Origin of the sequence: Catenuloplanes atrovinosus (assembly GCF_031458235.1) — a bacterium.
Lineage (GTDB): Bacteria > Actinomycetota > Actinomycetes > Mycobacteriales > Micromonosporaceae > Catenuloplanes > Catenuloplanes atrovinosus.
Genome location: NZ_JAVDYB010000001.1, coordinates 2,194,845 through 2,219,278 on the forward strand (window position 1 = coordinate 2,194,845; position 24,434 = coordinate 2,219,278).

Genomic DNA, 24,434 nt, shown 5'->3' on the forward strand with positions numbered 1-24,434 from the left:
AGAATCACCGGAATGATCCGCACATTGGCGATCGAGGGTTACCGATCGTTACGCGACCTCACCGTGGAACTCGGGCCGCTCACGGTCGTGACCGGCGCGAACGGGAGCGGGAAGTCCAGTCTTTACCGCGCGCTGCGCCTGCTGGCCGGGGCCGCGCGTAACGGTACGGTCGCCGCGCTGGCCCGCGAGGGCGGCCTGGCGCGCACGCGCTGGGCCGGGCCACCGGCGAGATCGGGCCCGGTCGCGATCCGGCTCGGCTTCTCCGGCGACGATTACGGCTACGCGATCGACCTCGGCCTGCCGCCGCCGAGCCGCACGTCGAAGTTCGGGAACGACCCGGAGATCAAGCGCGAGGCGCTCTGGTCCGGGCCGCTGCTGCGCCCGTCCATGCTGCTCGCCGACCGGGACGGCCCGCTGATCTCGATCCGGAACGGCCGCGGCCGCCTGGAGCCGGCGCTGGAGGCGGTGTCGCCGTTCGACAGCATGCTCAGTGAGTACGCGGACGCGCCGCTGATCAAGCTCCGCGAGCGGATCCGCCGCTGGCGCTTCTACGATCACCTGCGCACGGACGCGGACGCGCCGGCCCGCCGCGCCACGATCGGCACCCGCACGCCGATCCTCGGCCACGACGGCGCGGACCTGGCCGCCGCGCTGCGCACCATCGTCGAGATCGGCGACCACGACGCGCTGGACGCGGCGATCGACGCGGGCTTCCCGGGCAGCCGGATCGAGATCGCCGTCGACGAGGAGGACGGCGTCATGCGGCTCGCGCTGCGCCAGCCCGGCCTGGAGCGCCCGCTCGGCGCCGCGGAGCTCTCCGACGGCACGCTGCGCTATCTGCTCTGGGCCGCCGCGCTGCTCACGCCGCGCCCGCCGGAGCTGCTGGTGCTCAACGAGCCGGAGACCAGCCTGCACCCGGATCTGCTCGGGCCGCTGGCCGGCCTGATCGCCACCGCGGCCGCCCGCGGCCAGGTCGTGGTGGTCACGCACTCGGCCGCGCTCACCGCCGCGCTCGACGCGGACGCGCACACGATCGAGCTGGTCAAGGAGGAGGGCGAGACCCGGGTGGCGGGACTGGGCCGATTCGAGGGACCCGCCTGGAAGTGGCCCACGCGCTAATAAGATCCTTTCGAGGGGTACGCACGACGAGCGCGGCCGGGACGGGGGCTGATCCGATGCTGGACATCCGCCGCATCTACGTCGAGCCGGCCGCCGCGCAGCTGCCGCGGGGCCGGGAGGTGCTCGCCCGCTTCCCGGACGCGGAGCTGGTGGAGGTGGCCGCCCACCACCGCATCCCGGAGCTGTACGGCGACGAGACCAACGTCAACCGGTGGGTGCGGATCAAGCGGGAGGCGCTGGTGCTGGGCGTGAAGAAGTCGCTGACCGCGCGCCCGAACGGCCGCTCCGCCGACTTCATCGCGCCGTCCACGGCCAACGGCTGCGCGATGGCCTGCGCCTACTGCTACGTGCCGCGGCACAAGGGGTACAGCAACCCGATCACGGTCTTCACGAACATCGACAAGATCATGGGGTACGTACGGCGGCATGCCGGCCGGCAGGGCGTGAAGCCCGCGCCGAACGAGTGCGACCCCGAGGCCTGGGTCTACGACATCGGTGAGAACTCCGACTGCGGCGTCGACGCGCTGATCAGCGACAACGTCCGCGACCTGGTCTCGCTCTTCGGCACGCTGCCGAACGCCAAGGCCTCGTTCGCCACCAAGTACGTCAACCGGGACCTGCTCGGCTGGGAGCCGCGGGGCCGCACCCGGATCCGGTTCTCGCTGATGCCGCCCGCCGACGCGAAGGTCCTGGACATCCGCACCTCACCGGTCGCGGAGCGGATCGCCGCGATCGACGACTTCGTGGCCGCCGGGTACGAGGTGCACGTCAACTTCAGCCCGGTCGTGGTCCGCGACGGCTGGCTGGAGGACTGGGCCGGTCTGCTCGACCAGCTCGACGCCGGCATCGGCCCGGCCGCGAAGGCACAGCTGGCCGCCGAGGTCATCTTCCTCACCCACAACCGGGACCTGCACCAGGTCAACCTCGGCTGGCACCCGAAGGCGGAGGAGCTGATCTGGCGGCCGGACCTGCAGCAGGGCAAGCGCTCGGAGAACGGGTTCTGGAACGTCCGGTACCGCACCGGGGCCAAGGGCCGGTACGTGGCGTCGCTGGTCGACCTGATCGCGGCGCGCACGCCGTACTGCCGGGTCCGTTACGCCTTCTGACCGTCAGCGCACGTGCCGGGCGATGCGCAGCGCGGTGCGCGCGTCGAGCAGGCCGTCGTCCAGGCCGAGGGAGATCATCGCCTGGAAGACGCGCCGGTCCGCGTGCGAGGCGCCGACCGCGGCGTCCGCGATCCACGCGCGCCGGGCCAGCCACGCCGCGGTGGTGCTGTGCCGCAGGTGCCGGCCCAGCCGCTCGCGCAGCCGGCGGGCGTATCGCCGGGCCGCCTGCCCGGGTGGCCCGGCCGCCGCGGCCGCACCGGCGAGCGCGCCGGAGAGCACCGCGTAGAAGATGCCCTCGCCGGTGAACGGGTTGATCAGGGACAGCGCGTCGCCGGCCAGCAGCACCGGGCCGCGGCCGGGCGGCGGACGGCGGGTGGACAGCGGCAGGTGGTGGCCGCGCAGCCCGGTCACCGCGCCCGGGTCCAGCCCGGGCAGCAGCGCGGCCATCCGGGCGCGCAGGTGCTCGCGGGTGACCGGCGTGCCGCGCAGCACCTCGCCGTAGCCGACGTTCGCCCGGCCGTCACCGATCGGGAACGACCAGGCGTAGGCGGGCCACCCGGACGCGGACGTGACGATCAGCTGCTCGGCCGGCCCGCGGTGGGGCGCGTAGCCGCGGACCGCGATCGCGAGGTGCCGGTCCGGGTTCGGCGGGTGGCCGAGCGCGCGGCGGACCACCGACCCGGCGCCGTCCGCGCCGATCACGGTCCGCGCGGTGCCGATGCCCTCGATCTCCACGTGCTCCCCGGGCGCGATGCGGCGCACCGTGTGCCGGCGGAACCGAGCGCCCGCGGCGATCGCGGCGTCGACCAGGCGGGCGTCGAAGACCTCGCGCGGCACCGTGAACGACGGCCGGGCCAGCGGCCCCGCGGCCTCCCGGCCGTGCGGCGAGCGCAGGCGCAGCGCCGGGACCGGCGCGAACCCGGCCGCCGCGTCCGGCACGCCGAGCGCGGCGAGCACGTCGAGCGCGTGCGCGGTGATGCCGTCGCCGCACGGCTTGTCGCGCGGGAAGTCCGCGCGGTCGACCAGCAGCACGTCCGCGCCGGCCCGGCGGGCGGCCAGCGCGGCGGCGGCGCCGGCCGGGCCCGCCCCGATCACCACCACGTCGTACCCCATCCGGCCATGGTGGACCAGACGTCAGCTCATGTCGATGCCGTACGCCGCCTCGCGCACGTCCGGGTCCGGGTGCGCGCGCAGCTCGAGCAGCAGCGTCCGCCACGTCCCGGTCCAGCCGAAGCCGGCGCCGTGCTGCACCAGCCGCACCGCGAACAGCCCGCCGGTGACGTCGCCGCGCCGGGCGAGCCGCGCCACCGCCTCCGGGTCGGACCAGTCGCGCAGGCCGCGCATGCGCCTGCCGACCTGGTCCGCGATGTGCGCCGCGAGCACCGGCCGGCCCGCGCACAGCCCCGCGACCTCGTCCAGGTTGTCCAGCCGGCCGAGATCCACCAGCAGCACGACGCCGGTCCCGGTGAAGCCGGCGCGCGCGGCCAGCCACCGGGCCGCACCGGTCAGCGCGCTCCGGTCCGCGTCCGGCGGCAGCGTACGGGACCGGGCGGACGCGCCGGCCGCCAGCACCTGGACGCGGCGGCGTGCCGGTCGGTCCTCCAGCGGGTCGCCCGGGCGGTCGTCGGCGGCGTCGCGGGCGATCAGCCGCTCCAGCGCGGTGCCGAGCACGGCGTCGCCGCCGGCCCGCAGCAGGCCGGCCGCCTCGAGGTGGGTCAGCGACTCCCCGGTGTCGGTGAGCCGGTCCACGATCAGGTCCGCGGCGCCGGTGAGCCACGGCGACCAGGTGGCCAGTCGCGCGAAGGCCGCCCGCCGCACCTCTGCGTCGTCGGCGCGGGCCGCGTCCAGGAGGAACGCGCCGTAGCGCGCGCGGTGCCGTTCCGCGATCGCGTACGGGTAGGCGCCGAGCACCGCGCGCCGCTCCTCCCGGCTGCCGCCGACCGCGGCGCGCAGGATCGTCCAACTCGCCTCGGACCCCAGCCCCTGCCGGGCCGCGGACACGATCGCGGCGCGCACGTCCCGGTGCTGGTCCGGGCGGGTGTAGAGGTCGAGCAGCGTCGCCATCGCGTCCGGCGGGCCGAACCGGGCCAGCAGCCGGACCGCCTCCTTCCGGCTGGTCACCTTCGCGGGGCCGGCCAGCACCGGGCCGAGCACGTCCGCCAGCACCGGCGGGGGTACGTACCGGGCCGCGCGACCCGCCGCGTAGAGCGCGACCCGCGCGCGGTCGCCGCCGGCGTACCGCAGCAGCACCGGCAGCGCCTCGTCCGGCCGGTCCGTCCCGGCCAGCGCGCCCAGCGCCGCCTCCGCGATCGCCACCTCCGGATCGTCGACGTAGCGCAGCACCAGGTCACGGCCCGCGCCGGGGATCGCGGCCGCGGCCCGGACCGCCGCCGCGCGCGCCTGCACGCCCTGGCCGGCGTCCGCCGCGACCAGCGCGCTCAGCTCCACGAACCGGGCCTGCTGGCGCGGCAGCCAGCGCTCGGGCCGCACGGCCCAGCGGGGCACCCAGCGGGTGCCCCGCTCCACGAACCGGCCGGCGATCGGGGCGTGCAGGACGCGGTCGAGCAGGTCGGTCCGGGACACGCAGATCGTCGACCAGACCTCGTGCAGCGTCACCGCGGACCCGTCCGCGTCCAGCACCGCGGCGACCCGGGCGGCGCGCGTGCGCGGGTCGTCCAGCCACAGGGAGATCGCGGTCCGCGCCACCGACGGCAGCGTGTCCGGACCGGTCGCGCGGCCCAGCAGTTCCTGCAGCTCCGGTACGTGGCGAGCGCGGCGGCCGAGCGCGTGGGTGAGCGCGAACAGCGGGCCGTAGCGGGCGCGGGCGACGCCGTTCTCCACCCAGCCGCGCAGCCGGGCGAAGACCATCGCCTCCTGGCCGCGGCGCAGCACGGAGTCGAAGCGGCGCAGCACCGGTACGGTCGCGCTGCCGCTCATCAGGTCGATGGTGAACAGCGCCCACTCGCGCAGCGACGGCTCGTCCACGTGGTGCCGCAGCACGTCCGCGGCCAGGCCGGACAGCGCGGTCGTGGTGGCGGCGGAGGCGTCCCGGGCCTCGGCCGCGTCCGTGGTGAGCCGCGTGAGCGCGTCCGCGGTGCCGGCCGTGAGCAGCGGCGCCATCGCCCGGAGCGCGGCGAGCGCGGACGCGCGGACCGGGTCCTGCTCGTTGCGCAGCCGGCCGAGCCGGGCGAGGACGTCGGCGACCGCGCGCGGGTCGCGGGACCGGCGGGCGGCCGTGACCAGCAGCGCGTACCCGCGCGCCCGCTCGTCCGCGTCGCCGGAGCGAAGCGTCACGTCCAGCGCGGCGCGCGCATCCGGCCAGGCCAGGTAGGCGCTCCACGTGTCGGCCAGCTGCTCCTGCTCACGGATGCGCGGCAGGGTGAGCACGCGGGTCGCCTCGCGGACGCGTACCGGCTCCGGCAGCACCTCCATCACGGCGGGTGCCGGGACGGCCGTGGCCGTGTCCACGTCCGCCATGATCCGGTCGTAGAGCGGGCCGCGCCGGCGGGGCGGGACCGCGTCGAGCAGCGCGGCCAGCGCGATCGCGTTGTCGCGGATCCGGGCGCCGATCGCCGCGAGCACGTCCGTGGGCAGCGGCGCGAGGCGGCGCAGCAGGCCGGGCGGCAGCGTGGTGCGGTGCAGCCAGCCGGCGCGGGCGGGCGCGGTGAGCAGCGCGGCGACCCGGTCCGGCGCGTGCGCCGCGAGCACCCCGTACGCGGTGAGCGGGCCGGGCAGCGCCTCACCGGGCGGGTAGCGTTCCAGCAGGTCGAGCGCGTCGGCCGGGTCGCAGCGGAGGACGGCCGGGGCGGCGTCGGCCCAGATCGTGACCCGTTCCTCGGCGGTGGCCGCGCCGAGGCGCTCACGCACCCGGTCCAGCAGCGGGCCGGGGTGCCGGCGGACCAGCCGGACCGGCCGGATCGCGTGCTCCAGCTCGGGCAGCAGCGCCCGCACCGTGTCCGGGCCGCAGGCCGGCAGCAGCGCGGCGGCCTCGTGGTCGCCGAACCGGGCCCGGATCTCGGCGATCAGCGCGTCCGCCGTCTCCGGCCGCGGGTGCCGGCGCAGCGCGCGGTGGATTCGCCGCCGGTCGGCCTGCGGCCGGTCCGCGTGCTCACCCGCCGCGACCCCGGCGCGCACCGCGGCGCCGAGCGCGGACGCCCTGATCGACGGCATCGGGTCGTGCGCCGCGGCCGCGATCCCGTCGCGGTCCCGGGCCACCAGCGCGGCGTGCAGCGCGAGCCGCCGCTCGTACGGGCCCTGCTCCCGCAGGTCGGCGCAGACGTCGGCGCGGTCCGGCGCGGTGCGCGCCCACCGGGCGAGCGTCCTCATCCGCTCCCGGTACGGCAGCGGTTCCAGCGACGTGAGCAGGTTGCGGGTGGCGGTGAGCACGCCGATCATTGTGCCCGCGCGCGTCTCGCGACGACGCGAATAATGTCAGCGTCCGCGCGGCGCCACCAGCCCGCTCTCGTACGCGACCACCACCGCCTGGGCGCGGCTGGCCAGGCCGAGCTTGCCCATCAGGCGCTTGACGTGCGTCTTCACCGTGGCCTCGCTGAGCACCAGGCGCTCGGCGATCTGCAGGTTGGACAGGCCGTTCGCGACCAGGCGCAACACCTCGGTCTCGCGCGCGGTCAGGCCGTCCAGCGCGGGCGCGGTGGCGGCGGGGGAGCGGTGCCGGTCCGCGTACGCCTCGATCAGCCGCTGCGTGATGCGCGGCGCCATCAGCAGGTCGCCGGAGACGATGGTGTGCACGGCCGCGATGATCCGCTCGGGCGGCGTGTCCTTCAGCAGGAACCCGGACGCGCCGGCGCTGAGCGCGGCGTAGACGTACTCGTCCAGGTCGAACGTGGTCAGCGCGACCACGTGCGGGCGGGGCTCGGCGGCCAGGATCGCGCGGGTGGCCGCGATGCCGTCCATGTGCGGCATGCGGATGTCCATCATCACCACGTCCGGTCGCGTCTGGGCGGCCATCGCGATCGCCTGGGCGCCGTCCGCCGCCTCGCCGACCACCTCGATCCCGGGCGCGGCCGTGAACAGCGCGATCAGACCGGCGCGGATCAGCGCCTGATCATCGACGACCAGCAGCCGGACGGTCATGCGCTCTCCTCGATCGGGAGTCGTAACAGGACTCGGAAACCGCTCTCATGACGGCCGGCGGTGAGCACGCCGCCGTAGAGCGCCGCGCGCTCCCGCATGCCGCGGATGCCGTGCGAGTCCGGCGACGGCACCGGCTCGTGCGTCTTCGTACCGTCGTCGGTGATCGTCACGGTGAGCGTCAGCTCGCCGTAGTCGACCTCGACCCGCGCGGCCGCGGGCCCGGCGTGCTGCAGCACGTTCGTCAACGATTCCTGCACCACCCGGTACGCGCACAGGTCCGGCCCGGCCGGCAGCGGCCGCACCCGCCCGGTGACGGAGATGTCCACCGCGAGCCCGGCCGACCGGATGCGCGCGGCCAGTTCCTCCAGGTCGGCGAGGCCGGGCTGCGGGCGCAGCGACTCCTCGCCGTGGTCGATGCGCAGCACGTCCAGCAGGCGGCGCATCTCGGTCAGCGCCTCGCGGCTGGCCGCGCCCACCGTGGAGATCGCGACCTTCGCGGTGGGCGGGTCGGTGTCCAGCACGTACGCGGCCACGCCGGCCTGTAACGAGATCACCGACATGTGGTGCGTGACGATGTCGTGCATCTCCCGCGCGATCCGCACCCGCTCCTCGACCACCGCCTCCGCGGTCTTCGCGGCCGCCCGCTCCGCCCGCAGCGCCCACCGCCGGGTGCCGTCGCCGACCGCCCAGGTCACGGCCATCACCAGCACGTACTGCAGGATCTCCGGCACGGTCAGCGGCACCGGGAACGTCCGGTACGCGATCGTGGCGACCAGCAGCGTCAGCACGAATCCGGCCGCGGCCGCGGCGCGCGAGCGCAGCGTCGCGACCGTGAACAGCCCGATCACCATGCCCAGCCCCGAGTTCGGCCAGGCGCCGAAGCCGAGCAGCCCGTAGAGCCCGAGTGCGCTCACGATGACCACCAGCGTGCCGAACGGAGCCCACTGCCGGAACGCCACCGGCGCCGCGGAGAGGAACCCCAGCGTGGACGCCAGCCAGTGCGGCGGGCCCTCACTCTGGGTGACGAGGCTGATGGTGGTCAACCCGGTCAGTGCGGTGGCCAGGAGCACGTCGGTCAGCACCGGGTCGAACAGTCTGCGCACCTCACCGACGCTATCGTGTGCGGGTCACCGTCCGCGTCTCTCCCGGGACGGACTGCGGCCTACCCCCAGAGGGGTATGTACATTTGCCGCTCTCGGGTGACGACGCGTGCGCACGGCTGTTCGTAGGTTCGGATGATGCGGGCGGGGATCTCGGACGGCCTCGAAGACCTCTATCGGGAGCACGGCGCGGTGCTGCTGGCCACACTGACGCGGGTGACCGGCGGCGACGCCCACCTGGCCGCGGACGTGTTGCAGGAGACCGCGATCCGGGCGTGGCAGCACCCGGAGGCGCGCAACGAGTGCGGCACGTGGAACAGGGCGTGGCTGATCACCGTGGCCCGCCGGATCGCGATCGACCACCTGCGGTCGGCCCGCGCGCGGACGATCGCGGTCGCGGACGAGCACCTCGAGGGCCGCATCGCGCGCGCGGAGGACGAGGCGCCGCGCATGATAGACCGGCTGGAGGTGCGGGCCGCGCTCGCGTCGCTCTCCGACAGCTACCGGAAGATCATCGTGAGTACGTACTTCGAGGGCCGGACCGTGGCCGAGTTGGCCGGCGCGCTCGGCATCCCGGAGGGCACCGTCAAGTCGCGCACGTTCTACGCGCTGAAGTCGTTGCGGGCGGCGCTGATCCGGCGCGGTTACCTCGACGGCTGACCCGGTTTCCCGGCGCGACATACCGGGCATTGGGGGGCATGACACACCCCGAACCGTTCCCGCTGATCGACCCGAACGAGCCGGTCCCGGACGACCCCGGCGAACTGCTCCCGGACACGCCGGACACGCTGCCACCGGCCCCGATCGAGCCGACCCCGGACGACCCGGGCGGCGACCCCGGCGCCGTCCCCGAACCGGCCTGACCGCTCGGCCGGTCTCCGCCACCGCGCCGGCAACGGCGGCACCGCGGCCAGGAATCCTCCTGGCCGGCCGTGACGCTCGCCCGCACGGCGGCGGGTGCGTAATCGGTTGCGCGGGCCGGCGCGGGTGTGCACGATGAGGATTCGATCGCGAGTGGGAAGGAGGGCGGCGATGTTTCGGATGACCGGTTCGCCCGTGCCCTCCCGGGGACTCTCCGCGGGGTGACGCACGGGCACTCACTCTCACAGGAGAGCCGTGACGCTCATGATTCGCCCGATCTCCGGGCCGACCGAGATCGACCTGTTCAACACCCTGCCGTACCAGCTGAACGACCAGATCGCGAAGGACCTCGCCGAGGGGCGGCGGCACGACCGCTGGCTGTGGATGGGGCTGCGCGCCGGCCGCCTGGTCGCGCGCGCCGGCTTCTGGTCCCGGCCCGGCGACGCGGACCCGCTGGTCATCGACATCTTCGATGTCGCCGCGGACCACGATCTCGATGACGGGGTACGGGTGCTGGAGCGCGCCCTGGCCACCGTCCGCACCCGGCCGGAGTACACGCGGTTCGTCGCACCGGACTGGCGCGACGAACCCGGGCCGACCACGCTGCGCATGCGCGCGATCGAGACGCTCGGCGGCCGGCTGTTCGTGGAGCGGCTGCGCCTGCACCGGCCCGGCACCGCGCCGCTGCCCGCGCCGGCCGGCCGGCTCGCGTTCCGTGAGCCGCGCGACGCGGACGAGCTGATCGCGCTGATGACCCGCGTGCTGGACGGCACGCTGGACGCGCACGGCCGCGACGAGCTGACCCGGCGCTCCGCCGGGGAGGCCGCCCGCGCCCAATACCACGAGGAACTGCTGCGCTACCCCAGCCCGCGCGAGTGGTGGCGGGTCGGCGTGCTGCCGGACGGCACGCCCGCCGGATTCGTGCTGCCCGCCCACAACGGCTACAACCCGGTCATCGCGTATATCGGCGTGGTGCCGGAGCTGCGCGGCCGGCGCCTGGTCGACGACCTGCTCGCGGAGGGTACGCGCCTGCTGATGGAGCAGCGCGTGCCGCACGTGCGCGCCGCCACCGACGTGGGCAACGCGCCGATGGCCGCCGCGTTCGCGCGCGCCGGCTACCGCGTCTTCGAGCGGCAGCTCGACATGGTCTGGCCCGGCTGAGTGTGCGGTCAGGCCGCCGCCGCGGTCCCCCCGGCCGGGGCCGGCGGCCCGACCGCCCCACGGCGCGCCCGGAAGACCCTGATCAGGCGGTACGCGAGCCGGCCCGGCAGCACCGCCAGCAGCCCGATCAGCACCCACGGCGGCGCCCACAGCGAGGTGCCGGGCGTGACCGGCCCGAGCGGTGTGTCCGGTGTGGACGGCACCACGGAGACGGTCGCGGTGAGCCGCCCGCGCTCGGTCGACGGCTGCACCGCCCACTTCGTGTCCGCGGACGCGCGCACGGCGACGGGACCGGCGCCGGTGGCCGCGGCGGCCGGCACCGGTGCGGACGCGACGATCGCGGCGATCGCGAGCAGCGCCGTGGCCGGGCGGTGGAGGTGTCGGATGGTGGTCACGGCGCGAAACGCTCCAATGTGGTGGGATTGTGAGGGCGGCGCCGGCTCAGGGGAGGGGCCTACGCCGATCCGGTGCGGTGCCGGCCCGAGTGATCGCGGCCGGCACCGTCCGAACCTGAGGTGTCGGGCCGGCGTCAGCGTGAGCACCGAGGGGTACGCGCCGGCCGCGCTGGACTCCGGCACGGACCCGCGCGCCTACCAGGACGCCTACCGCGCCCGCCTGGACGCGCTGCCGTACCCGCCGGAGGAACTGGAGCGCCTGTCCGCCGAGGCGGCGATCGCCTCCCGGCTCACCATCGACGTGCTCGGCGACCTCGGCCGCGCCTTCCCGACGACCTGCCCTCGGCCGCGGTGAACCTACGGACCCGTGTTCCGGTGCGGGAGCGCGAGCAGCTGGATGATGACCACGAAGGACGGCAGGACGATCGAGCCGAGGGTGACGGAGACGTAGCTGACCGGGTCCGCCTCGGTGGACCAGTAGCTCGCGGGAACCACCGTGAGCAGGCCGAACGCGAGCGCGGACGCCAGCGCGTAGCCGATCGCGACGTAGGCGGACACGCCGACGCTGCGGCGGGCCCACCCGCACAGGCGCGCGGCCAGCACGGCGTGACCGGCGATGACGGCGAGGCCGATCACCAGGCCGACGGTGAGCAGCCCGTCGAGCCAGGCGCCGTCGCCGGCCGGGCGGATGTCCCGCAGGTAGTCGCGTGCGGTCGCGTTGAGCTGGGCGACCTCGATGATCACCAGGGCGTACACGATCACGCGGGTGACCCGGAACGGGACCGTGTCGCCGAGACCCCGCTCGTACAGCAGCCAGGCGATCCCGACGAACAGGCTGACCGCGCCGTAGCCGAGCAGGCCCGCACCGATCATCGTCTCGGTCCAGGCCCGCGCGCACGTGCGGTCGCCGGCGATCACCGCGAACAGGAAGCTGTCCAGCGCGAACGTGAAGAACCCGGCGAGGAACATGGTGAGCGCCTCGGTGGGGCGCGCGGTCGCGCTCGGCCGCTCCACGATCACGATGATGGCGGCGAACACCAAGCCCGCGACCACGCCGGCGAGCTGCGAGTGCGAGGCGGCGGAGCCGATCGGGCTCCAGTCCAGTGCGTCGCAGCCCGACCCGATCACCTCGGCGGCGCCCGACCAGGACATCCGCCGAGGGTATCAGCGCCGGACCGGGAGTACGGACCTCATATTCCTCTTCCGGCGTGGTCGGTTCGGGGCGGCAGCAGGGCTTCCTGCCTGTTCCGCGGTGGTCCGATCAGACCTCGCGCCCGCACAGGGAGATCAGTTGCACGGTGGGGTCGGTGCTGGTGGTGGGCACCGGGGGAGCGGTGACGCCCATGCCGATGAACCGCTCCACGTTCGCCCGCGCGTACGCCAGGCCGTACGCGACCGCGGCCGGGTCGAGCGTCTCGTCCTGGCCGGATCCGCGCGCCAGGTCCCACTGGTGGACGGTCAGGTCGACGAGCATCTGGTCCGCGTAATCCCGCAGCGGCACCGTCCCGAACGAGAGCTGGACCGGGCCGGCCGGGTCCGCGGCGGGCCACAGGGCCCGGGAGCGCGCCGCGGCCCGCTCCCACGCGGCGACCGGGTCGGCGCCGACCACGTCGCCGTCGTACCGGTTCCCGACCTGCTCCAGCGGCTCGCCGGCCAGGATGTGCGGCGCCCACAGGTGCTCCCCGACCAGGTGGTTGACGAGGTCGCGGACGGTCCACTCGGTGCACGGGGTCGGATCGTCCCAGCGGTCCGCCGGCACCCCGCGCACCCGCGCGCCGAACCGGTCGATGGCCTCGGGGATCATGAGCAACGCCGAAGTCGTCATGCCGGCAGGCTATGTCACGATCATTGTCGGCCGGTGGTCGGCATAATGCCCGGTCAGAAGGCGTCCCGATGATCTTCCGCCCAGGCACGGAACGTCGTGGGCGGACGGCCGAGCAGCCGCGCCACGTCATCGGTCACCACGGCGTTGTGGCCGTCGCGGGACCAGGCGATGCCGCTCGCCCAGGCCGCGGCCGGCGGTGGCGCGGTGGTCACCCGGACCGGGCGGCCCAGCACGTCGGCCAGGATCAGCGCCTGCTCGCCCACGCTGATCGGCGCCGGGCCGGTCAGCGGGTGGACGGCCTCGTGGTGGCCGGTGCCGGTCAGCGCCTCCACCGCGACGGCCGCGACGTCGCGCGGATCGACCACGCCCTGGCGGGCGCCGTCGACCGGGTCCGGCACCGGCGCGCCGGACCGGATCGCGGGTGCCCACCACAGCGCGTTCGAGGCGAACACGGACGGGCGGAGAATCGTCCAGGACAGGCCGCTGGCGCGCAGCGCCTCCTCGCCGCGCAGGTGCCACTCGCCGATGACGCCGCCGGCGTACCGCTCGCCGGTCCCGATCGCGGACAGCTTCACCACCGAGGCGACACCCGCCGAGACCGCGGCGCCGATCATGGCGAGGTCGTGGCGCGCGGTCGGCTCCGGCGGCGCGGTGATCAGCAGGATCTTCTCCGCGCCGGTCGCGGCCTTGCGCAGCGAGTCCGGGTCGTCGAGGTCGGCGGCGACCACCTCGAGTCCGTCCGCGGGCGCGATCCGGCGTGGATCGCGGGTCATCGCGCGGACCGGGACCCCGCGCGCGAGCAGCCCGGCGACCGCCGGACGTCCGATGGTGCCGGTGGCACCGGTTACCAGAATCATGGCGTCGATGCTGCTCCGCGCCGTGCGGCGGCATCTAGGACGGATCGGCACGCTTTCCACGTTGAACAAAGCAGCGATTAAAGTTGCCTTAAACAAATTCATGATGGTCGAAGCCTGAGTGCGGCATATGGTCCGTGTGTGCCCCACCTTGACCGGAAGAGAGTGGGTAACGACGAAAGGTCGAGACCATGAGAACACCACGCATGCTCCTCGGCGCCGCCGTACTGGTCGCGGCGATGGCCGGCTCCGTCACGCTGACGGGTGTGGCCTCCGCCGACGCCGACGTGCCGGTCTCCGCGACGATCGAGGTGTCCGGCACGTTCAACGGCAACGGAAACCGCTACTACGGCACCGGCCCGCTGGGCAGCGGCGGCCAGAACGAGGACCAGGACCCGCTGTTCCGCCTGGCCGCCGGCGCCACCCTGACCAACGTCGTGCTGGGCGCCCCGGCCGCCGACGGCATCCACTGCGCCGGCAGTTGCACGCTCCGCAACGTCACCTGGCAGGACGTCGGCGAGGACGCCGCCACCTTCCGCGGCACCAACGCCACGGTGCTGGTCGAGGGCGGCAGCGCGGCGAAGGCCGCCGACAAGGTCTTCCAGGACAACCGCGGCGCCGGCGGCTCGGTGACCATCCGCAACTTCTCGGTCAACGACTTCGGCAAGCTCTACCGCTCCTGCGGCAACTGCTCCACGCAGGCCGCCCGCTCGGTGACCCTGCAGAACATCACCGCCTCCGACGGCGACGTCCTGGTCGGCATCAACGTCAACTACGGCGACCGGGCGCGGCTGTCCGGCCTCAACATCGGCTCCATCGGCGTCTGCGACCTCTACAACGGCAACAACAGCGGCGACGAGCCGGTCAAGGTCGGCGAAGGCCCCAACAGCACCACCTGCATCGTCTCCTGACCCCCGTCACAACCCGGCCCCTCGGCGAATGCCGAGGGGCCGGCCCACGTCCACCTCCCGGTGCCGAGCCCGGTGGCCGCCGGCCCTCCGCACGCCGGGCGAGGGTGGCGGTGGTGGCGGTGCGGCATGGCGCGGGGCGGCCGGCCGATGTGGAGCGTCTGGCTCGGCGGGCCTCTCGACCCGGATGGCGGTGCTCCAGTGGCGGCCGGGTCGTTCCCCAGGGGCTGGGCGCCGACCGCGGAGTCCGGTGGCCTCCGGGCGGTGACCGGGGCCCGCCGCGTTGGAGGTTTCGGCACGATCGGCGGTCAGGGGGCGCGGAAGCCGTGGGGAGGGCCTACGGTGGCGGGGTGAGCAGCTGGTTCGAGGGGCCGCCGAGGGTGGTGCCGCATCGGTGGCACGGGGGTGCGGCCATGGTGGAGCCGGACCACGGGGTGGAGCTGGCCTGGCCGGCGGACGGGGCGGCCGGCGCGGGGGACGTGGTGGTGATGGGGCCGCGGACGCGCGCGCACTACTGGGACGGCATGCGGTCGCCCGCGGGATGCGTGCGGATGCGGCTCGCCCCCGGGCGTGCGCCGGACCTCCTCGGACTGCCGGCGCAAGCGATCACCGACCGCGCCGTACCGCTGAAGGAATTTGATCTTGATCTTGCGGAGTTGCTGGCGAGCGTGCCGCCGGGGCCGGACGGCCGGTCGCGGCTGTTGCGGGACGCGGCGGCGCTGATCACCGGGGCGCGGCCGGAGCCGGTGCATCGGGCCGCGCGGCGCCTGCACGTCAGCGAGCGGCACCTGCGTGGGCTGTTCGCGTCCGGGGTCGGGCTGCCGCCGCGGCTGTACACCCAGATCGAGCGGGTACGGACCGTGCTCGCCCACCCGGAGGTGCCGTTGCCGGAGGTGGCGGCGCTGGCCGGCTACTACGACCAGTCGCACATGACGGCCGAGTTCCGGCGGTTGATGGGTGCGCCGCCGGGAGCGTTCCGGGCCGGTCGATGGCCGGCGCCGGAACGGTGCGGACGGGCCTAGCGCACGTTCAGAAGGTCCTTCACGCCGAGCATGGCGAGCACCTGGCTGACCCGGGACGTCGGGCGGAGGAACGTGAGCGTGGTGCCGGCCTGTTCGGCCGCGAGCTGGCAGCGCATCAGGCACCGCACGCCGGCGGCGTCGACGAACGTGAGGCCGGACAGATCCAGTTCCGCGCCGCAGTCCTTGCGCGTGAGGTCGAACAGCCCGGCGAGCGCCTCTTGCAGGACGGGGACGGTGTCGCGGTCCAGCTCGCCGATGATGACAAGGCGGTTGGGCGGTTCGCTCTCGACCTGTAGGTAGTCGAGGTCAGACTCGGTGCGGAAGGAGTTCATGACTCCTCCGTCCTGTAGGTTGTGCCCTCACCCTACCCGCCCGACCTCGGGAAAGCTCACGGCCGGGGCGACACCCTCACCCATCCGCGCCCGCGGGCACCGCGCGGACGCGTGCCGGCGAGGCAGCGTTCACACAGGTGACGCACGTCGTCCGCGTCGGTGAGCACGTCGGATGAGCGATATTCCCATGGTACGTGTGGGAAGCGACGCAGCCCGGCCCGGGCCAGCGGCACGCCGCACAGCGTCTGGTTGGTGCCGGGCAGCCAGGCGTGCGCGTCCCCGGCCGGCTGCCGCGCGCCGTCGCCGCCCCGCGCCTGCCCGGAGGCGGCCACCGCGTATCGTGCCATGACCCGCGGGTACCCCGGGTGACGCCCGGCTACGCGTGCACGATGGGGACGCCCGCCTCGCCGAGCCGCCGTACCGTGTCGTCGCCGGCCGGCGCGTCCGTGACGATCCCGGCCACCGCGTCCAGCGCCAGCACCGCGAACCGCGACGCGGCCCCCACCTTCTCGGCGCTGGCCAGCACGATCGTGTCCGCGGCGCGCCGGGACAGTGCCCGCTTCATCGCCGCCTCGTCCGCGTCGCCGGTGGTCAGCCCCGCCTCCGGATGCACGCCCGTGACACCCAGCAGGAACAGATCCGCGTGTACGGACTGGGCCGCCTCCACGGCCGCGGCACCGCACGCCACCATCGAGTGCTTGAACACCCGGCCGCCGAGCAGGTAGATCTCCACGTGCGGGTGCTCACCGAGCGCCGCGGCCACGGTCGGGCTGTGCGTCACCACGGTCGCGTGCAACTCGTCCGGCAGCGCGTGCGCGACCGCCAGCGCGGTGGTGCCGCCGTCCAGGATCACGGTGGCGCCGGGCCTGACCAGCTCCGCCGCCTTCGCCGCCACGCGCCGCTTGCCGTCCACGGACACGGCGCCGCGAGTGGCGTAGTCCGCGGTCGCGGGGGAGGCCGGGAGCGCGCCGCCGTAGACCCGCTGGCACAACCCGGCGGCGGCCAGATCGCGCAGGTCACGGCGGATGCTGTCCTCCGAGATGCCGAGCTCGGCGGCGATGTCCTTGGCGACGACGCGCCGGTCCCGCGCCAGGCGGTCCAGCAGGAGCGTGCGGCGCTGGGCGGCGAGCATGCGCAAATCCTTCCCGTTGTTGCATGTTGTTGCGTAGTCTAGCGGGCATGAGTTCCGTGATTGTGCGTATTCCTGGTGTCGATGTGCCGGACGAGCGCGGACGCACCGGGCTGGACCGGGCCGGCCGCGACCTGACCGGCAATCCGGACGTGGTGGTCCGCGACGTGGAGCTGATCGCCTCCGGGTGGCACGTGCTGCGCCGCACCACGTTCGACTACCGGCATGCGGACGGGCGCTGGACGCGCGAGCGGCGGGAGACCTACGACCGGGGGAACGGGGCCACGGTTCTGCCGTACGACCTGGCGCGTGGCACGGTGCTGCTGGCGCGTCAGTTCCGGTATCCGGTGTACGTCAACGGCCACCCGGACGGGATGCTGCTGGAGGCCGCGGCCGGCCTGCTGGACGACGACGAGCCCGAGGCCGCGATCCGGCGCGAGGCGGAGGAGGAACTCGGGGTCACGCTCGGCGCGCTCACCCACGTGTTCGACGTCTACATGAGCCCGGGTTCGGTGACCGAGCGCCTGCACTTCTACGCGGCGCCGTACCGGCCGTCGGATCGGACCGGGGCCGGTGGCGGCATCGCCGACGAGGGCGAGGACATCGCGGTGGTCGAACTGCCGTTCGCCGAGGCGCTCGCCATGATCGGTGACGGGCGGATCGCGGATGCGAAGACCGTCATGCTGTTGCAGTGGGCGGCGCTGCACGTCTTCTCGTAGCGCCCCGGGGTGGTGCCGGTCAGACGACGGCGGTCACGCGGATCTCCACGCGCATCCCGGGGCCGCGACCCCCCGCCCGGTCCAGATCGGCGCCCGGTCGCCATGCGCGTGCGGAACTGCTCGACCATCACCCGGTGGTGCGCCTCCCGCACGACCTCGTCCTCCAGGCTCTCGGGGAACGTGAGGTCGTCGTACCAGCCGCCCTGGCCGGACGTCTCGATCCGGTCGCCGACGCGTACCGGGCTCAGGCACCGTATCCGCGCGGAACACGGTGCCTGAGTCTCGAACGGTGGGCGATGAATCGATCAGGCCGGTTGGCGGGCGGGGCGCAGCAGCAGGCGGAACCCGGTCCACACGCTCCACACCAGGTAGCTCGGCACCAGCACCGCGATCCCGAGCACCGACAGCCCCTGCATGGACGGTGGCAGGCCGCCCCGGCTCAGCCCCACGCCGAAGCAGATCAGCATCACCGCGAGCGCGGCGCCCGCCAGCAGTCCGGCCGCGCCGAGGCCGGCCGGTGCGTGCCCGCCGCGCAGGTCGGCCACGGACGTCGTGATCAGCCAGCCCGCCGGGCCCAGCGCGCTGAGCACGGCCGCGAAGACCAGGACGCCGGTGAACGGGCCGTCCAAGCTGGCCAGGGCCACCAGGATCGCCGCCAGCAGCGCGCCGAAGCCGCAGACCGCCACGGTCAGCGCGGTGCGCAGTGGCCCGCCGTCGCCCGCGGCCGCCCGGAGTGCCACGGCCGGTGCGATGCCCAGCGGGCCGACGAGGAACAGGGCCTCCGCGTTGTCCTCGCCGATCACGGGGGCGAGGATCGGGGCGCCGGCGACCAGCACGGTGGTGAGCAGCATGGCGGCGCCGCCGAGCACGGGCAGCAGCCGCGGGCGGCCGGTGAGGGAGCGGCGCAGGGCGGGCAGCTTGATCAGGACGTCGGCGGCGTAGCGCCAGCGGCGGGTGCCGTGGACGTCGGCGAGCAGGCCGAGGGTCTCCTCGCGCCAGCGATCGCGGTGGCCGGGCGGCAGCAGCCGGGCGCCGGCCCGGATCAGGGCGTCGATCATCGGGTGAGGCCTCCGAGCGGGGGGTGCGGGAACGGGACGGCGGGTCGGCGGTGGGCCTGGCGGCGCTGCGCGGACGCGGCGAGCAGCGCGCGGGCGGGCTCGACGCTGTCCGGCGTCAGGCGGTAGTAGCGGCGGCGTGGCCGGCCCTCGGCGTGCTCGCCGTCCTCCCAGCGGCTGGTCACCCACTCGGCGCTCTCCAGCCGGGCGAGGATCGGGTAGATGGTGCCGGGCGGGAGCCCGGTGGCGTCGACGATCTGCAGCCCGTACAGCTCGGCCGGGGGGTCGGCGAGCAGCGTCTCGAGGACGAGCCGGGTTTGCAACGTAGCGCGGAACGGCGGCATGTTCCGTACTCTATATAGGGTCCGGCGTTGTTTCAAGCAGAGATCGAGACGTTGACGAATGGAGATGTGTCGTTAACACTGTGGGCGCTGTGTTAGCGCTCACATGACCCCCGGGAGTCGCTGTCATGTCCCGACGACGCATCCTCACCAGGGCCGGGGCGGCCCTGCTCCTCAGCACCGCGCTGCTGGCCATGCCCGGCACCTCCGTGGCCGCGCCGGAGTACACGATCACGCTCGACCCGGGCGCGGCGGGCGTCGAGATCCCCGACTCGATGTACGGCGTGTTCTTCGAGGACATCAACTACGCGGCGGACGGCGGCCTCTACGCCGAGCTGGTGCGGAACCGCTCGTTCGAGTTCCTCCCGGCGGACAACGCGTCGTTCACCGGCCTGACCGCCTGGATCACCCCCGGCACCACGGCCGACGACGACGGCCGCCTGCACGAGCGCAACCGCACCTACCTGCGGCTCGCGGGCGGGCAGTCGCTCACCAACGCCGGTTACAACAGCGGGATCGCGGTCCGGGGCGGAGCGCTCTACGACTTCTCGATCTGGGTGGCCGGGAGCGCGCCGCTGACCGTCACGCTGCACGACGCCGCGGGCCAGGCGCTCGCCGCACCGCTGACGATCACCACGCGCGGCGACGGCTGGGCGAAGTACACCGGCACGCTGCGGGCCACCCGCACCACGGACGCGGGGCGGCTGACCGTCCGGGCCGGGGGCACCGGCGCGCTGCGGGTGGACGAGGTCTCGCTGTTCCCGCGCGACACGTTCAGGAACCGGCCGAACGGGCTGCGCCGGGACCTCGCGGAGAAGATCGCGGCGCTCGACCCGGGCTTCGTGCGCTTCCCCGGCGGGTGCCTGGTCAACACCGGCAGCCACTACGGGTACGACGCGGCCTCGAACTACGAGCGGGCCCGGTCGTACCAGTGGAAGGACACGGTCGGGCCGGTCGAGCAGCGGGCGACGAACAGGAACTTCTGGGGCTACAACCAGTCGTACGGCCTGGGCTACTACGAATACTTCCAGTTCTCCGAGGACATCGGCGCGATGCCGCTGCCGGTGGTGCCCGCCCTGGTGACCGGCTGCGGGCAGAACCGGGCCACGGACGACGAGGCGCTGCTGCAACGGCACATCCAGGACACGCTCGACCTGATCGAGTTCGCCAACGGGCCGGTCACGTCGACGTGGGGCAAGCTCCGGTCCGACATGGGGCATCCCGAGCCCTTCGGTCTGACGCACGTGGCGGTCGGCAACGAGGAGAACCTGCCGGACGCGTACTTCGCGCGGTTCGTGAAGTTCCGCGCCGCGATCGAGGCCCGCTACCCGCAGATCACGGTGATCGGCAACACCGGGCCGGACGACACCGGCGCCACGTTCGACCGGCTGTGGGAGCTCAACCGCCAGGCCGGCACGGAGATGGTCGACGAGCACTACTACAACAGCCCGGCCTGGTTCCTGTCGCACAACGAGCGGTACGACGCGTACGACCGGAACGGCCCGGCGGTGTTCCTCGGCGAGTACGCGTCGCTGGACAACAAGCTGTTCAACTCGCTGGCCGAGGCCGCGTACATGACCGGGCTGGAGCGCAACGCCGACGTGGTGCGGATGGCCTCCTACGCGCCGCTGCTGGCCAACATCGACCACGTGCAGTGGCGGCCGGACCTGATCTGGTTCGACAACGACGAGTCGTGGGGCTCGACCAGCTACCAGGTGCAGAAGCTGTTCATGAACAACGTGGGCGACCGTACCGTGCCCAGCTCGCTCGCCGGGCCGGGCCTGGAGCCGCAGCCGATCACCGGCGGCGTCGGGCTCTCCACCTGGGCCACCTCCGTGCGCTACGACGACGTGCGGGTCACCACGCCGGCCGGTGAGACGCTGTTCGCGGACGACTTCTCCGGCGGCGCGGACGCGTGGCGCCCGTTCACCGGCCGGGGCGCCTGGTCCGTGGTGGACGGTGCCTACGTGCAGTCGGACACCGCGGCGCAGGACACGATGGTGCGCGGCGCGGACATCACCGCCACCGACTACGACTACTCGGTCAAGGCCACCAAGCTCTCCGGCGCGGAGGGCTTCCTGATCGGCTTCGGCCTCAAGGACACCGGCGCCTTCTACTGGTGGAACCTGGGCGGCTGGAACAACACCCAGGGCGGCATCGAGAAGGGCGTCGGCGGCGCCAAGGAACAGGTGCTGCTCAAGCCCAGCACGGTGGAGACCGGCCGCACCTACGACATCACCATCCAGGTCCGCGGCACCTCGGTGAAACTGCTGCTGGACGGCGTGGAGTGGGCGAGCTTCACCGACGACCAGGTGACCGCGCCGGTCGCGCAGGTCGTCACGCGCGACGGCGACGACCTGATCGTCAAGGTGGTCAACGCGCAGGACCGGCCCGCCGTCACCCGCGTCGACCTGGGCGGGCTGCGGGTGGACGGCCGCGCCCGGGCCACCGTGATCACCGGCGACCCCGCGGAGCAGAACACCCGGTCCGCCGAGCCGATCCAGCCCGTGACCACCACGGTCACCGGCATCTCGTCCGACTTCACCCGGACCTTCCCGGCCAACTCCGTCACGTTCCTGCGACTGAAGACCAAGTGAGGGGTGCACAGATGACCAGCCGTCGCAACCTGCTGCTGGGCGTGGCCGGGGCCGGGATGCTCGGTGGCCTCGGCGCCGCCACGCCCGCGACCGCGCGGGACGACCGCACGGACGCGGAGATCTACGGCGTACCCACCGCCGATCCGCTCATCGCGCAGCGCGCCGACCCGTTCATCACGCCCCGCACCGGCGGGCGGTACTACTTCACCGCGTCCGTCCCGGAGTACGACCGGCTGATCGTGCGGGGCGCGAGCACGATCGCCGGGCTGGCCACCGCCGCCGAGTCGGTGGTCTGGCGGCGGCCCGCGTCCGGGCCGATGGGCGGCCACATCTGGGCGCCCGAGCTGCACCGCATCGACGGCCGCTGGTACATCTACTTCGCGGCCGGCGACTCCGACGACGTGTTCCGCATCCGCACGTACGTGCTGGAGTCCCCGCTCGCCGACCCGGCCGACCCGGCCGGCTGGACGCTGCGCGGCCGGCTCGCCACCGAGTGGGACGGGTTCACGCTGGACGCCACCACGTTCGCCCACCGCGGCCGGCGCTACCTGGTGTGGGCGCAGTCCGAACCGGAGATCGCGGTCAACTCCAGCCTCTACATCGCGCCGATGAGCAACCCGTGGACGCTCGGCGGCAAGCCCACCCGGATCGCCACGCCCACCCGCGACTGGGAGATCCAGGGCTTCAAGGTCAACGAGGGGCCGGCCGTGCTGATCCGCAACGGCCGGGTCTTCGTGACGTTCTCCGCCAGCGCCACCGACGCCCGCTACGCGATGGGCCTGCTCACCGCACCCGCCTCCGCCGACCTGCTACGCCACGCGTCCTGGACCAAGACGCCCGGGCCGGTCCTCACCACGAACGAGCACACCCGGCGGTACGGGCCGGGGCACAACTCGTTCACCGTGGCCGAGGACGGCGTGACCGACGTGCTGGTCTACCACGCGCGCGACTACCGCGACATCACCGGCGACCCGCTCTACGACCCGAACCGGCACACGCGCGTGCAGAAGCTCTACTGGCATCCGGACGGCACGCCGATGTTCGGCATCCCGGTCGGCACCGGCGGCCCGATCGTGCGCATCTCCCCGGCCGGCGTGCGCGACGCGTTCGTCCGGCACGACCCCGCGGACGGCACGGTCACGGTGCCGGTCGCGCCGCGCGACCTGGAGAACACACAGTTCCGGTTCGTGCCGGGCCTGGCCGGCGCGGGCACCGAGTCGATCGAGTCGGTCAGCCGCCCGGGCCGGTACCTGCGCGTGGTGAACGGCACGGTCCGGGTGGAGCCCGCCGCGGCCGGCGACGGCCCGGCCAGCTTCCGGCGGACCCGGCGGCCGGGCGGCGGGATCACCGTCCAGCTCGCCGCCGACCCGGCCGTCCACCTGCGCCACGAGCGGGGCGCGCTGGTCGCGGGCACCCGGCCCGGCGCGTTCACGCTGAGCTGACCCTCCCGAGTGTGACGCGGGGACCGGTTCCGGCCGGTCCTCGCTTACCATCTGCTGCGTGACCAGCCCGAACCGGCGGACCGCGCACGCGGAGGCCACGCGCCAGGCGATCCTGGCCGCGGCCCGGCGGCTGTTCGTCGAGCGCGGCTACTTCGAGACCCGGGTGGAGGACATCGCGCGCGCCGCCCACGTCGGCGCGCCCGCGGTCTACGCCACCGGCGGCGGCAAGAGCGGCCTGCTGCGCACGCTCATCGAGGCCGGCACGCACGGCGGCGACGCCGACGCGATCCACGCGCGGATCGCGGCCGAGACCGACCCGGACGCGCTGCTGCGCTTCATCGTGGACGCCACCCGCGGCGTCTTCGAGGAGTGGGCACCGCTGATCCGCCAGGTCACCGACGCCGCACCACAGGACCCGGCCGTCCGCGAGAGCCTGGAGACCGCGCACGCCGGCCTGCGCCGCGGCCTGTTCCGCACCGCCGACCGGCTGGCCGAGCTGGGCGCCCTCCAGCCCGGCCTGGACGCCGGCGAGGCCGCCGACCTGCTCTGGTACTTCCTGAACGACCAGTCCTACTTCACCCTCACCGGCGACCTGTGCTGGCCACCGTCGCGAGCCGCCGACTGGCTCCACCACCGCCTCCGCACGGTCCTGCTCCACTGACCCGCGCGGCGCGGCGGGCCGCGGAGACGGTTGCGGCCGGTGACGCTCACGCCGTACTGAACGGTCAGAGCACGCCCTGGTGGCGGGCCAGGTGGCGGTCCAGCACGGCCAGGTAGCCGGCGCCGTCGTGGGCGGCGAGCAGGCGGGCGAGGTCCTCGTGCTCGTCGAACGCCTCGTCCGCCTTGAGCCCGCCGACGGTCAGGACCTGGTGGAATAGGCGCAGCTGGCGGTCCCGCAGCAGGTCGTAGTAGTGCGCGGCGATGCGGTTGCCGGACAGCGAGATCACGGCGCCGTGGAAGTCGCAGTCGGCCACCACGTACGCGTTGAGGTCGTCGCAGTCCAAGGCCTCGCGCTGGTAGCCGAGCGGCGTCCGCAGCGCGGCGGTGATCCGTGCCGGGTCGACGCGGTCGGCGACGACGCGGGCGGCGGCGGTGCGCTCCAGCGCGCCGCGCATCTCCAGGACGTCACGCGCCTCGCCCGGCGGGATCGCGGTCACCACCGCGCCCTGCCGGCTGGACAGCGTCAGCAGCCGCTCCGCCTCCAGCCGCAGGAACGCCTCGTGCACGGGCGTCCGGCTCAGCTCCAGCTCGGCGCAGATCTGGCCCTCGCTGAGCCGCGCGCCGCCGACGAGCTCGCCCCGGATGATGCGCTCCTTCATGTACGCGTACGCGCGCTCGGCCGCCGTCATCCCGCCACCATATCGCGACCATGAA

The 24,434-nt window shown here is 74.2% G+C and carries 26 protein-coding genes; 12 read left to right on the top strand and 14 right to left on the bottom strand.

The features are described 5' to 3' along the window. Positions 1 to 12: 12 nt before the first annotated feature. Positions 13 to 1,119 (top strand): AAA family ATPase, encoded by a 1,107-nt coding sequence (locus J2S41_RS09730; protein ID WP_310365788.1) that lies wholly within the window; start codon positions 13 to 15, stop codon positions 1,117 to 1,119. A gap of 56 nt (positions 1,120 to 1,175) precedes the next feature. Then, a complete protein-coding gene (locus J2S41_RS09735; RefSeq protein ID WP_310365790.1) occupies positions 1,176 to 2,225 on the top strand; it encodes a spore photoproduct lyase family protein in 1,050 nt (349 codons plus the stop codon). Between the two features lie 3 nt (positions 2,226 to 2,228). Here the strand turns inward: J2S41_RS09735 and J2S41_RS09740 are convergent, their stop codons facing one another. From J2S41_RS09740 to J2S41_RS09755, 4 genes are read right to left on the bottom strand one after another with little or no spacing between them, the layout of a single operon-like run. Then, positions 2,229 to 3,338, bottom strand: a complete 1,110-nt coding sequence (locus J2S41_RS09740; RefSeq protein WP_310365792.1) for a geranylgeranyl reductase family protein — start codon at positions 3,336 to 3,338, stop codon at positions 2,229 to 2,231. A 21-nt stretch (positions 3,339 to 3,359) separates the two neighbouring features. Next, positions 3,360 to 6,620, bottom strand: a complete 3,261-nt coding sequence (locus J2S41_RS09745) for a hypothetical protein (protein WP_310365794.1) — start codon at positions 6,618 to 6,620, stop codon at positions 3,360 to 3,362. A gap of 36 nt (positions 6,621 to 6,656) precedes the next feature. Continuing rightward, on the bottom strand, positions 6,657 to 7,319 hold the full coding sequence (locus J2S41_RS09750; RefSeq protein ID WP_310365796.1) for a response regulator: 663 nt from the start codon (positions 7,317 to 7,319) through the stop codon (positions 6,657 to 6,659). Next, complete coding sequence (locus tag J2S41_RS09755) at positions 7,316 to 8,422, bottom strand: sensor histidine kinase (RefSeq protein WP_310365798.1); 1,107 nt, start codon at positions 8,420 to 8,422, stop codon at positions 7,316 to 7,318. Before J2S41_RS09755 ends, J2S41_RS09750 begins: the two co-directional genes overlap by 4 nt. Before the next feature lie 135 nt (positions 8,423 to 8,557). Here J2S41_RS09755 and J2S41_RS09760 point away from each other — a divergent pair, with 135 nt between their 5' ends. The 3 genes from J2S41_RS09760 (at position 8,558) to J2S41_RS09770 (ending at position 10,441) form a co-directional block, all read left to right on the top strand. Continuing rightward, a complete protein-coding gene (locus J2S41_RS09760) occupies positions 8,558 to 9,079 on the top strand; it encodes a sigma-70 family RNA polymerase sigma factor (RefSeq protein WP_310365800.1) in 522 nt (173 codons plus the stop codon). A gap of 38 nt (positions 9,080 to 9,117) precedes the next feature. Further along, a complete protein-coding gene (locus tag J2S41_RS09765; protein ID WP_310365801.1) occupies positions 9,118 to 9,282 on the top strand; it encodes a hypothetical protein in 165 nt (54 codons plus the stop codon). Positions 9,283 to 9,544: 262 nt separating this feature from the next. Continuing rightward, the gene (locus tag J2S41_RS09770; RefSeq protein WP_310376338.1) at positions 9,545 to 10,441 is read left to right on the top strand and encodes a GNAT family N-acetyltransferase; all 897 of its coding nucleotides are present in this window, start codon (positions 9,545 to 9,547) and stop codon (positions 10,439 to 10,441) included. Positions 10,442 to 10,449: 8 nt separating this feature from the next. Here the strand turns inward: J2S41_RS09770 and J2S41_RS09775 are convergent, their stop codons facing one another. Further along, positions 10,450 to 10,836, bottom strand: a complete 387-nt coding sequence (locus J2S41_RS09775) for a hypothetical protein (RefSeq protein WP_310365802.1) — start codon at positions 10,834 to 10,836, stop codon at positions 10,450 to 10,452. Between the two features lie 139 nt (positions 10,837 to 10,975). On the opposite strand from J2S41_RS09775, the gene J2S41_RS09780 reads away from it, so the two are divergent. Further along, positions 10,976 to 11,191 carry a hypothetical protein gene (locus J2S41_RS09780; protein WP_310365805.1) on the top strand — a complete coding sequence of 72 codons (216 nt, stop codon included), beginning with the start codon at positions 10,976 to 10,978 and terminating at the stop codon, positions 11,189 to 11,191. A gap of 2 nt (positions 11,192 to 11,193) precedes the next feature. Here the strand turns inward: J2S41_RS09780 and J2S41_RS09785 are convergent, their stop codons facing one another. The 3 genes from J2S41_RS09785 to J2S41_RS09795 all read right to left on the bottom strand — a co-directional run bounded on the left by J2S41_RS09785 (position 11,194) and on the right by J2S41_RS09795 (position 13,518). After that, on the bottom strand, positions 11,194 to 11,988 hold the full coding sequence (locus J2S41_RS09785; protein ID WP_310365807.1) for a hypothetical protein: 795 nt from the start codon (positions 11,986 to 11,988) through the stop codon (positions 11,194 to 11,196). 109 nt (positions 11,989 to 12,097) lie between these two features. After that, positions 12,098 to 12,661: a TIGR03086 family metal-binding protein gene (locus J2S41_RS09790; protein ID WP_310365810.1), complete on the bottom strand. Its 564-nt coding sequence runs from the start codon at positions 12,659 to 12,661 to the stop codon at positions 12,098 to 12,100. Between the two features lie 53 nt (positions 12,662 to 12,714). Continuing rightward, entirely contained in the window at positions 12,715 to 13,518 is an 804-nt protein-coding gene (locus J2S41_RS09795) for an NAD(P)H-binding protein (protein ID WP_310365815.1), read from the bottom strand. 188 nt (positions 13,519 to 13,706) lie between these two features. Between J2S41_RS09795 and J2S41_RS09800 the strand changes: the two genes are divergently transcribed. Continuing rightward, positions 13,707 to 14,426: a pectate lyase gene (locus J2S41_RS09800; RefSeq protein WP_310365817.1), complete on the top strand. Its 720-nt coding sequence runs from the start codon at positions 13,707 to 13,709 to the stop codon at positions 14,424 to 14,426. Positions 14,427 to 14,773: 347 nt separating this feature from the next. After that, complete coding sequence (locus tag J2S41_RS09805) at positions 14,774 to 15,445, top strand: helix-turn-helix transcriptional regulator (protein ID WP_310365820.1); 672 nt, start codon at positions 14,774 to 14,776, stop codon at positions 15,443 to 15,445. On the opposite strand, the gene J2S41_RS09810 is transcribed toward J2S41_RS09805, so the two are convergent. The 3 genes from J2S41_RS09810 to J2S41_RS09820 are packed head-to-tail and all read right to left on the bottom strand — an operon-like array spanning position 15,442 to position 16,909. Next, complete coding sequence (locus J2S41_RS09810; RefSeq protein ID WP_310365822.1) at positions 15,442 to 15,777, bottom strand: STAS domain-containing protein; 336 nt, start codon at positions 15,775 to 15,777, stop codon at positions 15,442 to 15,444. The two genes, J2S41_RS09805 and J2S41_RS09810, sit on opposite strands and share 4 nt — an antisense overlap. 56 nt (positions 15,778 to 15,833) lie before the next feature. Continuing rightward, positions 15,834 to 16,124 (bottom strand): hypothetical protein, encoded by a 291-nt coding sequence (locus J2S41_RS09815; RefSeq protein WP_310365825.1) that lies wholly within the window; start codon positions 16,122 to 16,124, stop codon positions 15,834 to 15,836. 29 nt (positions 16,125 to 16,153) lie between these two features. Continuing rightward, a complete protein-coding gene (locus J2S41_RS09820; RefSeq protein ID WP_310365828.1) occupies positions 16,154 to 16,909 on the bottom strand; it encodes a DeoR/GlpR family DNA-binding transcription regulator in 756 nt (251 codons plus the stop codon). Between the two features lie 47 nt (positions 16,910 to 16,956). On the opposite strand from J2S41_RS09820, the gene J2S41_RS09825 reads away from it, so the two are divergent. Continuing rightward, on the top strand, positions 16,957 to 17,625 hold the full coding sequence (locus J2S41_RS09825; RefSeq protein ID WP_310365832.1) for an NUDIX domain-containing protein: 669 nt from the start codon (positions 16,957 to 16,959) through the stop codon (positions 17,623 to 17,625). Between the two features lie 305 nt (positions 17,626 to 17,930). On the opposite strand, the gene J2S41_RS09830 is transcribed toward J2S41_RS09825, so the two are convergent. Beyond that, on the bottom strand, positions 17,931 to 18,683 hold the full coding sequence (locus tag J2S41_RS09830; RefSeq protein ID WP_310365834.1) for a hypothetical protein: 753 nt from the start codon (positions 18,681 to 18,683) through the stop codon (positions 17,931 to 17,933). Next, positions 18,680 to 19,024 (bottom strand): PadR family transcriptional regulator, encoded by a 345-nt coding sequence (locus J2S41_RS09835; protein WP_310365836.1) that lies wholly within the window; start codon positions 19,022 to 19,024, stop codon positions 18,680 to 18,682. Before J2S41_RS09835 ends, J2S41_RS09830 begins: the two co-directional genes overlap by 4 nt. A 125-nt stretch (positions 19,025 to 19,149) precedes the next feature. Between J2S41_RS09835 and J2S41_RS09840 the strand changes: the two genes are divergently transcribed. From J2S41_RS09840 to J2S41_RS09850, 3 genes are read left to right on the top strand one after another with little or no spacing between them, the layout of a single operon-like run. Then, a complete protein-coding gene (locus J2S41_RS09840; RefSeq protein ID WP_310365838.1) occupies positions 19,150 to 21,618 on the top strand; it encodes an alpha-L-arabinofuranosidase family protein in 2,469 nt (822 codons plus the stop codon). Positions 21,619 to 21,629: 11 nt separating this feature from the next. Next, positions 21,630 to 23,060: a family 43 glycosylhydrolase gene (locus J2S41_RS09845; RefSeq protein WP_310365841.1), complete on the top strand. Its 1,431-nt coding sequence runs from the start codon at positions 21,630 to 21,632 to the stop codon at positions 23,058 to 23,060. A gap of 58 nt (positions 23,061 to 23,118) precedes the next feature. Then, the gene (locus J2S41_RS09850) at positions 23,119 to 23,721 is read left to right on the top strand and encodes a TetR/AcrR family transcriptional regulator (RefSeq protein ID WP_310365844.1); all 603 of its coding nucleotides are present in this window, start codon (positions 23,119 to 23,121) and stop codon (positions 23,719 to 23,721) included. 64 nt (positions 23,722 to 23,785) lie between these two features. Here the strand turns inward: J2S41_RS09850 and J2S41_RS09855 are convergent, their stop codons facing one another. Further along, the gene (locus tag J2S41_RS09855) at positions 23,786 to 24,409 is read right to left on the bottom strand and encodes a GntR family transcriptional regulator (protein ID WP_310365847.1); all 624 of its coding nucleotides are present in this window, start codon (positions 24,407 to 24,409) and stop codon (positions 23,786 to 23,788) included. Positions 24,410 to 24,434 lie beyond the last annotated feature (25 nt).

Bases quoted from the DNA above. Each gene is read 5' to 3' on its own strand.
- J2S41_RS09855 (WP_310365847.1), bottom strand. From the start codon at position 24,409: ATGACGGCGGCCGAGCGCGCGTACGCGTACATGAAGGAGCGCATCATC.
- J2S41_RS09730 (WP_310365788.1), top strand. From the start codon at position 13: ATGATCCGCACATTGGCGATCGAGGGTTACCGATCGTTACGCGACCTC.
- J2S41_RS09760 (WP_310365800.1), top strand. From the start codon at position 8,558: ATGCGGGCGGGGATCTCGGACGGCCTCGAAGACCTCTATCGGGAGCAC.
- J2S41_RS09770 (WP_310376338.1), top strand. From the start codon at position 9,545: ATGATTCGCCCGATCTCCGGGCCGACCGAGATCGACCTGTTCAACACC.
- J2S41_RS09840 (WP_310365838.1), top strand. From the start codon at position 19,150: ATGTCCCGACGACGCATCCTCACCAGGGCCGGGGCGGCCCTGCTCCTC.
- J2S41_RS09800 (WP_310365817.1), top strand. From the start codon at position 13,707: ATGAGAACACCACGCATGCTCCTCGGCGCCGCCGTACTGGTCGCGGCG.
- J2S41_RS09765 (WP_310365801.1), top strand. From the start codon at position 9,118: ATGACACACCCCGAACCGTTCCCGCTGATCGACCCGAACGAGCCGGTC.
- J2S41_RS09745 (WP_310365794.1), bottom strand. From the start codon at position 6,620: ATGATCGGCGTGCTCACCGCCACCCGCAACCTGCTCACGTCGCTGGAA.
- J2S41_RS09845 (WP_310365841.1), top strand. From the start codon at position 21,630: ATGACCAGCCGTCGCAACCTGCTGCTGGGCGTGGCCGGGGCCGGGATG.
- J2S41_RS09790 (WP_310365810.1), bottom strand. From the start codon at position 12,661: ATGACGACTTCGGCGTTGCTCATGATCCCCGAGGCCATCGACCGGTTC.
- J2S41_RS09785 (WP_310365807.1), bottom strand. From the start codon at position 11,988: ATGTCCTGGTCGGGCGCCGCCGAGGTGATCGGGTCGGGCTGCGACGCA.
- J2S41_RS09740 (WP_310365792.1), bottom strand. From the start codon at position 3,338: ATGGGGTACGACGTGGTGGTGATCGGGGCGGGCCCGGCCGGCGCCGCC.
- J2S41_RS09735 (WP_310365790.1), top strand. From the start codon at position 1,176: ATGCTGGACATCCGCCGCATCTACGTCGAGCCGGCCGCCGCGCAGCTG.
- J2S41_RS09815 (WP_310365825.1), bottom strand. From the start codon at position 16,124: ATGGCACGATACGCGGTGGCCGCCTCCGGGCAGGCGCGGGGCGGCGAC.
- J2S41_RS09810 (WP_310365822.1), bottom strand. From the start codon at position 15,777: ATGAACTCCTTCCGCACCGAGTCTGACCTCGACTACCTACAGGTCGAG.
- J2S41_RS09750 (WP_310365796.1), bottom strand. From the start codon at position 7,319: ATGACCGTCCGGCTGCTGGTCGTCGATGATCAGGCGCTGATCCGCGCC.
- J2S41_RS09795 (WP_310365815.1), bottom strand. From the start codon at position 13,518: ATGATTCTGGTAACCGGTGCCACCGGCACCATCGGACGTCCGGCGGTC.
- J2S41_RS09830 (WP_310365834.1), bottom strand. From the start codon at position 18,683: ATGATCGACGCCCTGATCCGGGCCGGCGCCCGGCTGCTGCCGCCCGGC.
- J2S41_RS09820 (WP_310365828.1), bottom strand. From the start codon at position 16,909: ATGCTCGCCGCCCAGCGCCGCACGCTCCTGCTGGACCGCCTGGCGCGG.
- J2S41_RS09825 (WP_310365832.1), top strand. From the start codon at position 16,957: ATGAGTTCCGTGATTGTGCGTATTCCTGGTGTCGATGTGCCGGACGAG.
- J2S41_RS09835 (WP_310365836.1), bottom strand. From the start codon at position 19,024: ATGCCGCCGTTCCGCGCTACGTTGCAAACCCGGCTCGTCCTCGAGACG.